This window comes from Hymenobacter cavernae, from assembly GCF_014641455.1.
In the GTDB taxonomy this organism is placed as follows: Bacteria; Bacteroidota; Bacteroidia; order Cytophagales; family Hymenobacteraceae; genus Hymenobacter; species Hymenobacter cavernae.
This window is the reverse complement of record NZ_BMHT01000004.1, coordinates 333,980-349,498: the sequence shown is the minus strand read 5'-3', so window position 1 is coordinate 349,498 and position 15,519 is coordinate 333,980. Positions and strand designations below refer to the sequence as shown.

The following is a 15,519-nucleotide window of genomic DNA, read 5'->3' as shown; positions in this document are numbered from 1 at the left end:
TGCAATGGTAACTGATTACTCTTGCACGCGAGATTTCTCCCGCTGGTCGAAATGACGGTCCTTTTTAACTACGCTTAACTTCTGTACCCGTGCAACGTCCGCTGTTCTTTCTACTGATCCTGAGCACCTTCAGCGCCGCCGCGCAACGCTCACTCGATGTGCAAGGCCACCGGGGCTGCCGCGGCTTGATGCCCGAAAACACCATCCCGGCCATGCGCAAAGCCCAGGACCTAGGGGTGACGACCCTGGAAATGGACATTGCCATCAGCCAGGACAAGCAGCCCCTGCTCTCCCACGACCCGTTTCTGAACGCCGATTTCGTGTACCGCCCCGATGGCAGCGCCATCCCGAAAGCGGAGGAGAAGAACTACCGCATTTATGGGATGCCCTACCGCGAGGTTCGGCGCTACGACGTGGGCAGCCACGGCAACCCGAAATTTCCGCGCCAGCAGAAGCTCAAGACGTATAAGCCGTTGCTGGCCGAAGTTATCGACTCGGCGGAGGCCTATGCCCGGCGCAAGCACCTAGCGTTGCCGCGCTACAACATCGAAACGAAAGTTTCGCCCGAAGGCGATAACCAATTTCACCCCGCTCCGGAGGAGTTTGTGCAGTTGCTTATGCCAGTGTTGGTGACTAAAAAAGTGTTGGACCGGGTCACGATTCAGTCGTTCGACCCGCGCACGTTGGAGGTGGTGCACCGCCTGTACCCCGCCGTGCAAACCGCTTTATTGGTCGAAAACATCAAGGGGCTGGAGTATAACTTGAAGCGCCTGACCTTCAAACCGAGCATCTACAGCCCTGCTTACAAGCTAGTTACACCCGACCTAGTGCAGAGTTGCCACCAACAAGGCGTGAAAGTCATTCCCTGGACGGTAAACTCAGCCGCCGAAATCAATAAGTTGATCGAGCAGCAGGTTGACGGGGTTATCACCGATTATCCTGATTTGCTCAGCGCTAAATAGCAATCGTAAAGACACATACTTGTGTCCTTTACTTGAACGACTTGGCGTTGAGCAAGCTAGGTAAGTAACATCAACAACGACGAGACACAAGTATGTGCCTCTACACTATTACCCTCATGCGTACCGCCTCCAAAACTGCCCTTTGGGTTTCGCTGCTCGCCGCACTGCACGGGCTGCCGACCCTAGCCCAGCAGCCTATTAACAACCCGAAAGCCGACCGCATTCTGCTGCCCAATGGCTGGTCGTTGAGTCCGGTGGGCACGTCGCTGCAACTCGGCGACTTACCCCTGAACATGCAGCTCACCAAGAACGGCAAGCTGCTGGCCGTGACCAACAACGGGCAGGGCAAACAAAGCCTTCAGCTGATTGACCCCAAAACGGAGAAGCTGCTCGATGAGAAGCCAATTGCTAAATCGTGGTACGGCCTGAAATTCAGCGCCAACGGCAAGCAGCTGTACGCTTCGGGCGGCAACGACAATGTTATTCTCGTTTACAACATCGTTGAGAACAAGCTGAACCTAGCCGACACGCTGCGCCTAGGCAGAACTTGGCCGAAAGACAAGATTAGCCCCACCGGCATTGAGGTAGACGACGCCCAAAACCGACTCTACACCGTCACGAAAGAGGACAACTCCTTGTACGTGTTCGACCTCAAGACAAAGGCCATCCTCAAGAAAATAAACCTAGGGCATGAGGCCTACAGCTGCTTGCTTTCGCCCGACAAAAAGACGCTGTACATCTCCCTCTGGGGCGGGGACAAAGTAGCCCTCTACAACACCCAAACTGGCCAGCTCGCGGGCGAAATTGTCACCGAAAACCACCCCAACGAGCTGCTCCAAACCAAAAACGGCCGCTACTTATTCGTGGCCAATGCCAACGACAACTCGGTGTCGATCATCGACACGCGCAGCCGCAAGGTGCTAGAGGTGATTGCCACGGCCTTGTACCCCACCAAGCTTACCGGCTCTACCACCAACGGCCTCGCCCTTTCGCCCGACGAAAAGACGCTCTACATCGCCAATGCCGACAACAACTGCCTGGCCGTATTCGACGTGAAGACGCCGGGCAAAAGCGCGGCCCGTGGCTTCATCCCGACTGGCTGGTACCCAACGAGCGTGAAGACCCTAGGCTCGAAAATATTGGTAGCCAATGGCAAAGGCTTTTCTTCCTTGGCCAACCCGGCTGGGCCGTCGCCGGTGAAGAAAACCGATAACAGCGGCTCCCACGTGGGCGTGACGGGCCAGCAGGAAGTGCAGTATATCGGCAGCCTGTTCAAGGGCACCTTGTCGTTCATCAAGCAACCTAGCCCCGAGCAGCTGACCACTTACTCGAAGCAGGTGTATGCCAATACGCCCTTCACGGGTGAGGCGCAGGCCCACGGCAAGCGCGAGGCCGGCAACCCCGTGCCGAGCAAGGCCGGCGAGAAGTCGCCGATCAAGTACGTGTTCTACGTCATTAAGGAAAACCGCACCTACGACCAAGTGCTCGGCGACATGCCCGAGGGCAACGGCGACTCCACACTGTGCGTGTTTCCGGAGAAGGTGACGCCCAACCACCATGCCCTCGCCCGTGAGTTTGGGCTGCTCGACAACTTTTATGTGAATGCCGAAGTAAGCGCCGACGGCCATAACTGGAGCATGGCCGCCTACGCCACCGACTACACCGAGAAAACCTGGCCCATCAGTTACGGCGGCCGCGGCGGCACCTACGACTACGAAGGCACCCGCAAAATTGCCTACCCGCGCGACGGCTACATCTGGGATTACTGCCAGCGCGCTGGCCTGAGCTACCGCAGCTACGGCGAATTTGCCGACAACGGCAAAGCCAACCTCAAGTCCCTGGAAGGCCATATCTGCCCCAAAGCGCCCGGCTTCAACATGGATATTCAGGATATTGAGCGGGTGCGCATCTGGAAGCAGGATTTCGACTCGTTGCTGGCTAAAAGCGCCGTGCCGCAGTTCAGCACCATCCGCCTCAGCAACGACCACACCAGCGGGCAACGCAAAGGCAAGTACACGCCCATCGCCGCCGTGGCCGACAACGACCTAGCCCTAGGTCAGTTGGTAGAGCACATTTCGCAAAGCTCCATCTGGAAGGAGTCGGCCATTTTCGTGCTGGAAGACGACGCTCAGAACGGCCCCGACCACGTAGACGCGCACCGCACGCCGGCCTTCGTGATTAGTCCCTACACCCGCAAAGGCGCCGCCAACCACACGATGTACTCCACCTCCGGCGCCCTGCGCACGATGGAGCTGATCCTAGGGTTGCCGCCCATGAGCCAGTACGACGCGGCCGCCCTGCCGATGTACGACTGCTTCACGACCACGCCCAACCTAGCCCCCTACCAGGCCCGCGCCGCCCGCGTGAACCTCAATGCGCGCAACGTGGCGTGGAACAAGAGCGCCGAAAAATCGGAGCGCTTCAACCTAGCCAGCGAGGACGCCATTCCGGACCTGGAGCTCACCGAAGTGATGTGGAAAGCCATCAAAGGCGAAGATGCTGTAGTGCCCGCCCCACGTCGGGGAGCCTTCCTGAAGTTCGAGCAAAAGCGCCGCGACGATGACGACGATGATTGAGCTATAACCTAGCCCCTGTAGCGCGAAGCCTGCGCTTCGCGTGTCGCAGAACGACTCGCTTGGAAGTACAACCAACGATTACCGTTCAACGACACGCGAAGCGCAGGCTTTGCGCTACAGGGGACTGTTGCTTACCGCGCCCAGCCTCTCCCCGTTCGGCCGAGCGGTCCGGCATCCGTTCGGCCTAGCTTTGGTCACCTAACGATGCCCGAAACGCAAGCTTCGCGCTACATGGGCTAATCCTTTCTACTTTTGGGTTTAGCTCACGTTCTATGCATTTGTTTCGAATGCCGGCCCCGGTACGGCGTCTCTTTTCCGACTGCCTCTGGACGATGCCCGCCACCAGCCAGACGCTGTACCTCACCTTCGACGACGGCCCCATCCCCGAAGAGACGCCTTTCGTGCTCGAAACGCTGGCCGCCTATCAAGCCAAAGCCACGTTCTTCTGCGTGGGCGACAATGTGGTGCGCCACCCCGCCGTAGCTCGTCAGGTGCTAGCTGCCGGACATCGCCTTGCCAACCACACCTTTCACCACGTCAGCGGCTGGTCGCGCAGCCGGGCGAGTTACCTGGCCGAAGTAAACGAGTGCCAGCAAGCCCTGGATGCACTTCGCCCCGCCCCCGACCTGCGCCCGCTGATGCGGCCGCCCTACGGCCGCATCACCCGCCCCCTCGTGCGGGAGCTGAAACCTAGCTATCAGGTGGTGATGTGGGACACGCTGACCTGCGACTACGACCGCAGCTTCGCCCCCGAAGAGTGCCTGCGCGCCGCTTTGCACTACACCCGCCCAGGCTCCATCGTCGTGTTTCACGACAGCTTGAAGGCGAGCCGCAACATGCGCTATGTGTTGCCCCGCTACCTCGCGCATTACGCCGGGCTAGGGTATCAGTTTGCCTCACTCTAGCGCCCTATGCTGACTTTCTTGACGGGTTACTTCATCCTGTGGTTTTTGGTATTGGGTGCGTGTACTATGCTTTTTGCCGTGCAGCAGCGGCGGCGCCAACGCACCCAGTTGCCCTCACCCCTGCCCCGCGTGAGCATCCTGATTGCCGCCCGCAACGAGGAAGCCGCCATCGGGCGCTGCCTAGCTAGCCTCCGCCAGCTCGATTACCCACCCGAGTTAGTAGAAGTTCTCCTGGGCGATGATGCCTCCACCGACGCCACCCGCGCCGTGGCGGAGGCCGCTATGCAAGGCTACGCTGGAAATTTCCGCTGTCTTACCATTACCGACGTCTTGGGCACCGCCCACGGCAAAAGCAACGTGCTAGCCCACCTAGCTCACCAAGCCACCACCGACTATTTCTTTATTACCGATGCCGATATTGCCGTGCCCCGCACCTGGATTCAGGGGTTGCTAGCCCACGCGCAGCCGGGCGTCGGCACCGTAACGGGCATCACGCTGGTGCACGGACCTAGGTTGTTTCACCGGCTCCAAGGGCTCGATTGGTTGCTCTCGCTCGGTTTGGTGCAGGTGGTATCGGATACGGGGGCGCCCGTTACGGCCATGGGCAACAACATGCTCGTGACGCGCGAAGCCTACGAGGCCACCGGTGGCTACGAGCGCCTGCCGCCTTCCATCACCGAAGACTACGAACTGTTCCGGGCTACCCTGCGCCACGGCTTTAGCTTCCGCAACATCTTCCGCCCTGAAGTGCTGGCTGAGTCGCTGCCCATTCCCACGTTTCGGCGCCTGCTCCACCAGCGCCGCCGCTGGATGCGCGGCGTGGAGCAGCTGCCGTGGTGGCTGAAAATGGGCCTCGCTTTCTACGGCAGCTTCTACCTAGCTGTAGCCCTGCTGGCCTGGGTTGGCGGGCCGCTGGCGGTTGCCATCATACTAGGTATCAAAATGGTGCAGCAAGGCCTTCTAGCAACACTCTGCTTCCGCCGCGTGGGTCGCCGGCCACCCCTGGAGTTGCTACCTGTTTTTGAAGCGTACACACTGCTGCTCACTATTAGCCTGACGTTGTTTCGCCTGCTGCCGCTGTCGTTCGACTGGAAAGGCCGACGCTACTCTTGAAGTGTTGGGTTCTAAATAGTGAATTAGACGCTGCAAACGCCAGCCCGATGTAGAGACGCCTACTTGCGTCTCCCCGTTGAACGATTTGGCTTAGAACAACCTAGGTAAACAACATCTGCAACCGCGAGGAGACACAAGTAGGTGTCTCTACATCGGGCAACGAAGCGCTGGAAATGCTCCATCAGCCTCAACATGACTTACCCTTTGTAGACCTTAATTCAACATTTATCCTTCAAAACTTAACATTTCTACGCTACTTTCGCCTGCTATGCAACTGACTGACTCCCATGCCCACGTTTACTCCGAACAGTTCAAAGACGACCGCGACGCCATGCTGGAGCGCGCGCTGGCAGCCGGCGTGAGCACCATCCTGATGCCCAACATCGACCACACCAGCATCGACGTAATGCTGGAAACGGAGGCGCGGCACCCCGAACAGTGCATTGCCATGATGGGTTTACACCCGTGTTCGGTAGGCAAGCACGTAGAGCGCGAGCTGTACCTGGTAGAAGAATGGCTAGGTCGACGCAAGTTTGCCGCCGTAGGCGAATGCGGCATTGATCTATTTTGGGATAAAACTTTTTTCCCGCAGCAGCAGGAAGCTTTGCGCGTGCAAATTGACCTCGCCAAAAAGCATAACCTGCCTCTGGTACTGCACACCCGCGAAGCCTTCCAAGAGTCAGCCGACCTCATCGAGGCCGCCCAAGACGGCAGCTTGCGGGGTGTATTTCACTGCTTTTCCGGCACCAAAGAAGAAGCCGAACGGGTCATTAAGCTAGGTTTCTACCTAGGCATCGGCGGGGTAGCTACCTTCAAAAACGGCGGCCTCGACAAAGTGCTCCCCGACATCGACCTCAAGCACCTGCTGCTCGAAACCGATTGCCCCTACCTAGCTCCCGTGCCTTACCGCGGCAAGCGCAACGAGCCGGCCTACCTCCCCCTGATTAACCGCCGCGTAGCCGAGCTGCTTCGCACCGACGAAGCAGCCGTAGCCGAAGCTACTGCCCAGAATGCCAAGGCCTTGTTCAACCTCTAGCCTATTTGCCTTTGCCCTCCATCGTTACCATTCAAACAGCTGCTTCCCCCACCGACCACACGGTTGCTTCCATTCTCGTGATCTACACGGGTGGCACTGTGGGTATGGCTTACAACGACCAAGGCTTGCTAGCCCCCATGCGCTTCAGCGAGGTCACCAAGCTGATGCCCGAGTTGCGCGACATGCGCATGCGCGTATCGGTGGTAACCATGCCTCAGCCCATCGACTCTTCTAATGTTACGCCTACTGAATGGGTAACTCTAGCTAGCCTCATTGGCGAGTTCTACGACCACTACGACGGCTTTGTGGTGCTGCACGGCACCGATACGATGGCCTACACGGCTTCGGCCCTGAGCTATATGCTCGAGAACCTAGCCAAGCCCGTAGTATTCACCGGCGCTCAAGTGCCGGCCGGCCGCGTACGCACCGATGCCCGACGGAATTTTATCACGGCCTTGGAAATTGCCGCCGCTCGCCACCCCGATGGGAGCACCCGCGTGCCGGAAGTTTCGTTGTTTTTCAACACCATGCTGATGCGCGGTAACCGCACCAAGAAGGTGGAAAGCCAACACTTCGGCGCCTTTCGCAGCGACAACATGCCGCCCCTAGCCCAAGCCGGCATCCGCCTCACCTACAACGACGCGCTAGTTCGTCCGCTGCCCACGGCACCCCTGCGCATCCATACCCAACTCAATGACAACGTCACGATTCTCAAGCTGTTTCCAGGCATTACCGAGCGGGTGCTTAACTGTATTCTGAACGTGGCGGAGCTGCGCGGGTGCGTCCTCGAAACGTTCGGTTCGGGCAACGCCTCTACGAAGTCGTGGTTTTTGAGATGCCTGAAAGAAGCCCACGACCGGGGCATCCACATCCTGAACGTGAGCCAGTGCGACGAAGGCCGCGTAGAGCAAGGCCGTTACGAAACCAGCGCCTCCCTCCCCGGCTGCGGCGTGCTCAGCGGCGACGACATCACCACGGAAGCGGCTATCACCAAGCTGATGTTTGTGTTAGGCCTGCAAAAAAGTCACGCCGAAACCGCTCAGCTGCTCGTGCAAGACCTGCGCGGCGAGATTACTCTGCTGTAGCTGGAGCCTAGGTTTGCGTTTCCGGAAAAATGCCCGTTACTTTGCGCCAGATTACTGACCCAGAGAGGTGTCCGAGTGGTCGAAGGAGCACGCCTGGAAAGTGTGTATGGCCCAAAAGGTCATCGTGGGTTCGAATCCCATCCTCTCTGCATAAAACCCCGTTTCTAGCCTAGAAACGGGGTTTTTGTTTTCCTGAGGTACACCTAGGGGTACACACTATTTTGAACTTATGATAGATACAGCGCCCTAATAGTCTCTTTCGTTACAGCGCACAAGTAATGGTAGCCACGTATTAGCTACCGCATTCCTGGCAATTACCTAAACGTCCAACAATTTTATTATCAAACTCTAGTTTACAGCTTCAGCCATCACTACGCTTTTTCAATGCCGATCATACCAAAACGCACCTAGCCTAGGTGTATGCTTCCCTAAATTAAAGAGCCAGTTGTGAGTAGAGAAAAGCGTATTCTCACTACCTAACAACCGCGACATGAAAAAGGAACGATTCGGCACAGCCCAAATTGTGGCCATTCTACAACAGCAAACCAATGGCTAGACCGTGGCGCAAATCGTGCGGGAGCATGATCTGAGTGAGGTGACGTTTTATGTCTGGAGAAGCAAGTATGCCGGGGCGAGCGTGGCGGAGCTGCCCTGGCTTAAGCACCTAGAAGAAGAGAAGCACCGTCTCAAAAGATGTTCGCTGATTTTGTGAGCCCTCTTAGTCGAGTACCAAGGCCGACCCACGCAGCTATGCACCGATAATGACCCAGAGTTTATCAGCGCCCGGTTGAGAGTGGTGCGAGGCGCAGCGCGCTGCCCTGGATTCAGCCCAGCAAGCCGACCCAAAACGCCTGCACCGAGTGCTTTAGCGGCTCGTTTTGCCACAAACTGCTCGACGTCCACTTGTTTCGTTCGCTGGCCCACGTGCGCCAACTCGTAGACGAGTGGATGCTCGACTACAACACGCACCGGCTCCACCAAGCCTTGAATTTCATGACCCCACTTGAGTTTAAACAAGCCGCTTAACTTCCACTGATCACTGGCTTACCGAACGGGAAATCGTACAATTCCTACTGTTAACACTTCCTAAAAAATGGCGCTGTTAAACGGGTGGCAGGCTCGGTACACGAAAGCTTGAAGTGGTCTAGAGATGATAGACAGAAGTAAGAAGACCATCGGCGTCAGATTGACTTTTTCAAGTTCAGACAATGGCACCTAGATGGCATCCAGCCCCGGCAAGCCGAGCAGCTCGGCGACGCGTCGAGCCACAGTTTTGACACTGGCAACATCGGGGCCAGTGATGGTCAGGTGGCCCATCTTGCGGCCTACGCGCGCGTCCAACTTGCCGTACAGGTGCAGGTGGGTTCCCGGCAAGCTCAGCACGCTGTGCCAGTCCGGCTCCCGTTGTTGGCCGCTGGCGTCAAACCACACATCACCCAGCAAATTGAGCATGATGGCCGGGGAGTGCTGGCGCGGCTGCGGCAAGGGCAAGCCCGCCATAGCGTGTACCTGCAGATCAAACTGCGACGCGTCACAGGCGTCGAGGGTATAGTGGCCACTGTTGTGCGGGCGCGGGGCCATTTCGTTGACCACTAGGCCGCCGTGCGCGCTGCCATTGTCCACCACAAAAAACTCAACGCACAGCACCCCCACATAGCCCAAATGCTGCGCGATGGCAATGGCCGCGTCGCGGGCACTGGTGGCCAGGGCGAGCGGCATATTGCCTTCGTAGGCGTGGGTTACGGCCAGAATGCCCTCCACATGCACGTTGCGCTGCGGGGCAAAGCTGACCACCTGCCCGCCCCAGCCGCGCGCCACCAGCACCGAGCACTCGGCGGTGAGCGGCAGCATCTTTTCCAGCACGCAGGCCACCCCGCCCAGCTCCGCCCAGGCGGCGGCCAGTTCACTGGCAGTTCTAACACGGACCTGACCCTTGCCGTCGTAGCCCATGCGGGCGGTTTTCAGGATGCCGGGCAGCAAATCAGCCCTTTCCTCCAGGACGGCCTGCAGCTGGGCGGGCGTTTCAATCACCGCGTAGGGCGCGCAAGTCACCCCCGAGATGTCGGCGCAGGCTGCGAAGTGGTCTTTTTCCTCGATGCGGTCTTGGGCAATGCCTACCACGGCCGCGCCCGGCGCCACGGGCCGGGTTTGCGCCAGCGTTTGAAGGGCCTGGGCGGGCACGTTTTCAAACTCGGTGGTAATGGCCTGACACAGGTCGGCGAGTTGCGCCAGCCCGGCTGGGTCGTTGTAGTCGGTCTGGATATGGTGGTGACTCACCAGTCCGGCGGGGCTTTGCGCGTCGGGGTCCAGCACGGCGGTGAAGTACCCCAGTCGCTGGGCGGCATGCACAAACATCCGGCCCAGCTGGCCGCCCCCCATCACCCCTAGAGTAGCCTTGCAGCCGGCGGCGTCCTTACTGCCCGGAAAAATCGGGGTCATTGCCCCAGTGTTGCTAGTGGCGTTCATACGGGCAACGTCATAGCGCGGGCGGCTTCGGTTTGTTCAGCGCGAAACGCCTGCAGCTTGGCCGCCAGGCCCGGGTCGTGCAGGGCTAGCATGCTAACCGCGAACAAAGCCGCATTGGCTGCCCCGGCATTGCCAATAGCAAACGTGGCCACGGGTACTCCTTTGGGCATTTGCACGATGCTGTGCAGCGAATCCACCCCCTGCAAATGGCGACTGGCTACCGGCACCCCCAGCACGGGCACTGTGGTTTTGGCGGCCATCATGCCCGGCAAGTGGGCGGCACCACCCGCGCCGGCAATAATGGCCTGCAAACCGCGCGGCGCGGCTTGTTCGGCGTAAGCAAACAGGTCGTCGGGCATGCGGTGGGCCGACACCACGCGCGCTTCGTGGGCCACGCCAAACTGCGTGAGAATCTGCACGGCATGCTGCATGGTGTCCCAGTCGCTGCTGGAGCCCATGATCACGCCGATCAGGGGGGTGTTTGGGACGGCGCTGGAGCTAGTGGTGTCGGAGATGGAATGGGTGTTCATTGAAAAATATTTGTTGTCATGCTGAGCTTGTCGAAGCATCTCTACTGCTTCGTTAGCTCATTAAGGCTACTCCATTTGTCAGTCAAGTCAGCTGCTGATGGATTAGTATCAATTATTTCAGCTTCGAAGTCGAATAGGATTGAAACAATAGCTGCAACATCTTCAGCTGCTAAGCTGACCCGATAGAAATCTGAAAAGCGTTCCTGTGAGGCGTTGTGCAAGCTAGGTTTATCAATCTTGTCGTTTGACAGAATGCGGGTAATACGGTCAGCAAGGTGCGCTTGGTCATGTTGCGCCAAGATTCTGCGTGTAGCATTCAGAGTGGCAAAATCTAGAACATCTTCGCGTTCTTTCAACTGCTTGTACTGATTCGCATTCATTGCTCTAATGAGTCAAGTAAGACAATTCAACGAAGCAGTAGAGATGCTTCGACAAGCTCAGCATGACGGTCTTTTTTCAGCTAGGCTCTAACGGTTAGCGCTCCAGCAGGATTTCGGTGCCTAAAACCACTAGGTCCACGCTGCCTTTCAGCGTTTGGTCGATGAAGGGGGTGTTCTGGGACTTCGATTTCATGAATTCCCGCGTAAAGGTGGTTTCCGCTTCGGTATCGAACAAGACGCAGTTAGCTTCCTGGCCGATTTCAATGGTGGGTACCGGCAGGTCCATCAGGCGGCGGGGCTCCGCCGAGTAGCGCTTCACCACTAGGTCCCACCCGAATTTGCCAGGCTCCACGAAGAAGTGATGGAGTGACACCAGGGCTGTATCTAGGCCAGTGATGCCATTGGGCGCGCTGATGAAATCCTGGGCCTTTTCGAACGGCGTGTGCGGGGCGTGGTCGGTGGCAATGAGGTCGAAGACGCCTTCCTTGAGCCCTTCGAGCAGGGCATCACAATCGGCCTGGGTGCGCAGCGGCGGGTTCATTTTGTAGTTCGTGTCGTAGTCGCCGATGTGCTCGTCGGTGAACAGCAGGTGGTGCGGGGCCACTTCCGCCGTCACCTTCACATCGCCCCTGGATTTCCACCAGCGGATGGTTTCCATGCCCTCTTTGCTGGATACGTGCTGGATGTGCACGTGCGCGCCCGCCGCCCGGGCTAGGCGGATGTCGCGGTCGATGATGATTTCCTCGGCGCAGGCCGGCGAGCCTTTGATACCGAGCCGGTAGCTCATTACGCCTTCGTTCAGGGCACGCGGCCCGGCCAGTTCCGGCACCTCGCAGTGGCTGGCGAAAAACATCCCAAACTCGGTGGCGTACTGCATGGCCCGCAGCAGCACCGCCGGGTCGCTGGTGGTATCGCCGTCGTCGGTGAGCATTTTCACCCCGAGCTCCCGCATGCCCTCAATTTCCGCCAGCTCCTTGCCCTCGCGGTTCTTGGTGACGCAGCCGGAGGTGTACACCGGAATGCGGGACCGGTGCTTGGCATTTTCCAGCACGGAGGCTACCGAGCTGGCCGAGTCGAGGGCCGGGCGGGTGTTGGGCATCATGACTACGCCGGTCACGCCGCCGTTGATGGCCGCCTCGCTCCCCGTGGTAATGGTTTCCTTGTTCTCAAACCCGGGGGCGCGGAAATGGACGTGGGCATCAAACATAGCCGGCATCAGCACCCGACCGCGCGCGTCGATGACGCGGGCACCCTCGGGAATGGCCAGGTTGCTGCCTATGTCCTGGATTTTTCCTTCGACAATCAGGACATCGCCTTCAAGCAGTACGGGTGAATTTTCGGAGGCGATGCGGGCATTTTGAAGGAGAAGCATGAATTTATGAGTGCTGTAAACTGGCAAGGGGGTGAGGGAATATTCTGGCTGTTGAAGAGGAAAATACACGGGCGGACCCAACCGCGTCCGGCAGTTAGGGCACAATCACCGTTGAGCTAGCTCGCTGCCGCGCGGCGTACGATTCCTGCCGCGGAAATTCCCCGCCGGGCGTAAGCCAGTCGAGCACGGCCATGCGGATGGAAATGCCGTTTTCGACTTGGTTGGTGATCAGGCTGCGCTCATAGTCCATGACGGCGTCGCACAGCTCGACTCCGCGATTCACAGGGCCGGGATGCATGATGTAGAGGCCCCGGTCGCGGATTTCCGCCAGCCGGGCGGTGGTGATGCCGTAAACCCGGTGGTATTCGCGGACGCTGGGAAAAAACTGCACGTCCTGGCGCTCCAACTGCACCCGAAGCAGGTACACCACATCGGGCGCCCAGGCCATGGCCGCCTCATAGTCGGTGAAGCGGGGGATAGTTGACGGGCCGTATTTGGGTACCAGCGAGCCCGGGCCTAGGTAAGCGACTTCGATACCTAGCTTTTGCAGCAAAGTGCTGGTAGAACGCGCGACGCGGGAGTGGAGAATATCCCCGATGATGAGGACTTTTTTGCCCCTAGGATCGGGGAATTTCTCCCTGATAGTGAAGGCGTCCAGCAGGGCCTGGGTGGGGTGCTCGTGTGCTCCGTCGCCGGCATTGATAACCGACGCCGTGGTTTGGCGGGCAATCATGCCGGGTAGGCCGGGGTGACTGTGACGGACGACAATGTAGTCGGTGCGCATGGCCTGGAGCGTCTCAATTGTCTCGCGCACCGACTCGCCCTTGGTGATGGAGGAGTGGGCGACGTCGAAATTCGTTACCTCCGCCGAGAGGCGTTTGGCCGCGACCTCGAAGGAAGAGTGCGTCCGGGTGCTCGCCTCGTAGAACAGCATGAGCACGGACTTGCCTTCGAGGGCGGGAATTTTCTTCACCGAGTGGGTGAACAATTTTTTAAAGGACGTGGATTGGTCGAGCAAAAACTCGATTTCCTCACGGTGGAGGGAGGCGATGTCGAGCAGGTCTTTACGTGCCATACCGGAATTGAGGGAAAGTGAGGTTGTCTAGCTAAAATGGACAGTGTGAAGCCTTATCTGCCATTACCCACGACGGAGAAACTGGCTACCAGTGTAGGCTGAGACGATGGTGGCAGCCACCACGGTAGGCGGAGAGGGTGTTGGCGTCCGTAGGAGGTAGTAATCGGCTGCGGAGCGACAGTCGACGAACCCAACGAGCATAAAAAAACCGTTTCGGAATCCGAAACGGTAGCGGGGCAACACCCAGAAAAAACAACGGAAATACCAGTGGCAAAATCGGGAGAACCGATGGTAGCGAGGGCCTTCCGGCCCACTCGCGGTTCCCAGCCGAGGAGGGTGCCGCGCTTCATCAACAAGTTTTTTGGTTGAAGCATGCTGCAAAGCTACGGCATTGTTATGGATCCGTTGAGTATGTCAGGCAAGATTTTCTGTTGAAGCGAACGTACGTATTGCGAACAAACGAGCAAAGAACCTTTGGGTTAATGCACTATGTGGATGAGGTGGTATAAGCTAGGCAGACAGAAGAAGAACGCATCTTTCTTTTGTCATGACCGCAAAAAAGAACGGGACGTCACCCGATAAAGGGCGTAAGTACGATGTCACCTTCAAAGCCGAAGCCTTGCGCCGAGAGTCGTTCAACCCAAGCCGCTGCCCGCAAGTTGGCCATCAGCGACGACACTCGGGTCGCTATAGCACCCGTCGGCTACGCACGGAGCGACAGGTACAAGTTGGTTGCTGGCGCAGCCGGCGCACGCTGGCCGCTCACCACGTTCTGCGTGCCCAGCAGCCACGCTCGTTCGTACTGCGCATCACGAACTCCGATGCAGCAGTATGGGCGGCGCCTAACTGCTTGTCAGGTCAACCGGCTCCCGCTGCTCCAAACCAGGTCTAGGTCGGCGACATCACGTATTTGCCCCGTCAGGGTGGCGGCTCGCTCTATCTAGCTACGTGGCTGGAGCAGCAAAGCATGAGTCGACGTGGTGATTGCTACGAAAACGCCCACGCCGAATCGTTTTGGAGCCGGCTCAAACCCGAATTATTAGATGAGGACAGCTTCGCTAACTTGAAGGAAGCGCGACTGCAAATCAGCCATTACATCGCCTATCACAATGCTGAGCAGCGCCATTCAGCTTTCGGCTATTGCACCTTCAACTACTTTGCAGCCCAGCTTCAAACCACTTCTCCGTTCTGTCCGGCGTTGCTAGACCACCTCACCTTTCGCTCCAATTGCATATCCCATTATTCGCTGACACTCCCTACTGGGCGACAGCATACCGCAATAAATGTCACAAGCAGTAGCCTTTTCGGGCAGCGGCTTTGCAACATTACAGAGGCAGCCGGGACCCCGTAAGAGTAAAAATTTCTCTTCCTTCAGCAGGGTAACGGCTGGTTCTACTGTTAAGATTGATGGCTACGAGCCGTATCGAAAACGATTGTGATATTCTCATTTACAGCGTCTTGCTGTCACATTCTGGCAGGCTTATTCCTTTCCCTGATACATTCTTCTGGGTGATATTGGTGACACGTTAACCACCCACCAATTCCCATGAAAAAATTCCTCTCTTTGCCCCCGCGCTGGGCAGGCTGCCTGCTCACGCTGGGTCTGCTGCTCGCCGGCAATGCGCAGGCTGCTGCCAGCAAGCTGACGCTACCGGCCAGTGCCAGCCTGTTTACCCCGCTCGCGCAGTTGGGCACCCTGCTCCATTTACAGGCACAGTCCGATTATGTGCAAGGGTGGTACGAGAACAACCGTTATGATCGGTGCGCCATAGACTTTGTCCTGACTGGTCTGTTTGGGGGCGTTAACAGCAATTACTTTCTGCGCACGGACCTAGGGGAGTTTGCCCATGGGCAACTCGAAACCTTCCCAGGAAGCACCATTCCAATTGTGCGTTTTTACCTGGGCTACGGCGTGCACGGCTCGTTTGTGAGTGTTACTTACGCTCCCACAGGCGAGGTGCAGGAAGGCGAATTTTCCTACTATCCCGACTGTCGGTAGCACCCGTTTAATATCATCCT

Annotated in this window: 16 protein-coding genes and 1 tRNA gene; 12 read left to right on the top strand and 5 right to left on the bottom strand. The window is 58.0% G+C overall.

The window, feature by feature from the left end; all coding sequences use genetic code 11:
- Positions 1–89 precede the first annotated feature (89 nt).
- From IEX74_RS12535 to IEX74_RS12495, 9 genes are all read left to right on the top strand, one after another.
- The gene (locus IEX74_RS12535; protein ID WP_188814334.1) at positions 90–962 is read left to right on the top strand and encodes a glycerophosphodiester phosphodiesterase family protein; all 873 of its coding nucleotides are present in this window, start codon (positions 90–92) and stop codon (positions 960–962) included.
- Positions 963–1,078: 116 nt separating this feature from the next.
- Entirely contained in the window at positions 1,079–3,538 is a 2,460-nt protein-coding gene (locus IEX74_RS12530) for a bifunctional YncE family protein/alkaline phosphatase family protein (RefSeq protein ID WP_229755256.1), read from the top strand.
- 272 nt (positions 3,539–3,810) lie between these two features.
- Positions 3,811–4,443, top strand: a complete 633-nt coding sequence (locus IEX74_RS12525) for a polysaccharide deacetylase family protein (RefSeq protein ID WP_229755255.1) — start codon at positions 3,811–3,813, stop codon at positions 4,441–4,443.
- Between the two features lie 6 nt (positions 4,444–4,449).
- On the top strand, positions 4,450–5,556 hold the full coding sequence (locus IEX74_RS12520; protein WP_188814332.1) for a glycosyltransferase: 1,107 nt from the start codon (positions 4,450–4,452) through the stop codon (positions 5,554–5,556).
- A 268-nt stretch (positions 5,557–5,824) separates the two neighbouring features.
- Entirely contained in the window at positions 5,825–6,592 is a 768-nt protein-coding gene (locus IEX74_RS12515; RefSeq protein WP_188814331.1) for a TatD family hydrolase, read from the top strand.
- 11 nt (positions 6,593–6,603) lie between these two features.
- Complete coding sequence (locus tag IEX74_RS12510) at positions 6,604–7,677, top strand: type I asparaginase (RefSeq protein WP_229755254.1); 1,074 nt, start codon at positions 6,604–6,606, stop codon at positions 7,675–7,677.
- Between the two features lie 61 nt (positions 7,678–7,738).
- Positions 7,739–7,826 (top strand) — tRNA-Ser (locus tag IEX74_RS12505).
- A 410-nt stretch (positions 7,827–8,236) separates the two neighbouring features.
- Positions 8,237–8,389 carry a transposase gene (locus IEX74_RS23500; RefSeq protein WP_188814330.1) on the top strand — a complete coding sequence of 51 codons (153 nt, stop codon included), beginning with the start codon at positions 8,237–8,239 and terminating at the stop codon, positions 8,387–8,389.
- A gap of 101 nt (positions 8,390–8,490) precedes the next feature.
- A complete protein-coding gene (locus tag IEX74_RS12495; RefSeq protein WP_188814543.1) occupies positions 8,491–8,703 on the top strand; it encodes an integrase core domain-containing protein in 213 nt (70 codons plus the stop codon).
- 189 nt (positions 8,704–8,892) lie between these two features.
- Here IEX74_RS12495 and IEX74_RS12490 read toward each other — a convergent pair whose 3' ends face one another.
- The 5 genes from IEX74_RS12490 to IEX74_RS12470 all read right to left on the bottom strand — a co-directional run bounded on the left by IEX74_RS12490 (position 8,893) and on the right by IEX74_RS12470 (position 13,500).
- On the bottom strand, positions 8,893–10,143 hold the full coding sequence (locus IEX74_RS12490; protein ID WP_229755253.1) for a 5-(carboxyamino)imidazole ribonucleotide synthase: 1,251 nt from the start codon (positions 10,141–10,143) through the stop codon (positions 8,893–8,895).
- Positions 10,140–10,673, bottom strand: coding sequence for a 5-(carboxyamino)imidazole ribonucleotide mutase (gene purE / locus IEX74_RS12485; RefSeq protein ID WP_188814328.1), 534 nt, complete (start codon positions 10,671–10,673; stop codon positions 10,140–10,142). Before purE ends, IEX74_RS12490 begins: the two co-directional genes overlap by 4 nt.
- Before the next feature lie 41 nt (positions 10,674–10,714).
- Entirely contained in the window at positions 10,715–11,053 is a 339-nt protein-coding gene (locus tag IEX74_RS12480) for a hypothetical protein (protein ID WP_188814327.1), read from the bottom strand.
- Between the two features lie 94 nt (positions 11,054–11,147).
- Positions 11,148–12,425, bottom strand: coding sequence for a dihydroorotase (locus IEX74_RS12475; protein WP_188814326.1), 1,278 nt, complete (start codon positions 12,423–12,425; stop codon positions 11,148–11,150).
- Positions 12,426–12,519: 94 nt separating this feature from the next.
- Positions 12,520–13,500 carry an aspartate carbamoyltransferase catalytic subunit gene (locus IEX74_RS12470; RefSeq protein WP_188814325.1) on the bottom strand — a complete coding sequence of 327 codons (981 nt, stop codon included), beginning with the start codon at positions 13,498–13,500 and terminating at the stop codon, positions 12,520–12,522.
- 547 nt (positions 13,501–14,047) lie between these two features.
- Between IEX74_RS12470 and IEX74_RS12465 the strand changes: the two genes are divergently transcribed.
- The 3 genes from IEX74_RS12465 (at position 14,048) to IEX74_RS12455 (ending at position 15,499) form a co-directional block, all read left to right on the top strand.
- Positions 14,048–14,392, top strand: coding sequence for a hypothetical protein (locus tag IEX74_RS12465; RefSeq protein WP_188814324.1), 345 nt, complete (start codon positions 14,048–14,050; stop codon positions 14,390–14,392).
- Positions 14,393–14,467: 75 nt separating this feature from the next.
- Positions 14,468–14,851: an integrase core domain-containing protein gene (locus IEX74_RS23495; RefSeq protein ID WP_188814323.1), complete on the top strand. Its 384-nt coding sequence runs from the start codon at positions 14,468–14,470 to the stop codon at positions 14,849–14,851.
- Positions 14,852–15,046: 195 nt separating this feature from the next.
- Positions 15,047–15,499, top strand: a complete 453-nt coding sequence (locus tag IEX74_RS12455) for a hypothetical protein (protein WP_188814322.1) — start codon at positions 15,047–15,049, stop codon at positions 15,497–15,499.
- Positions 15,500–15,519 lie beyond the last annotated feature (20 nt).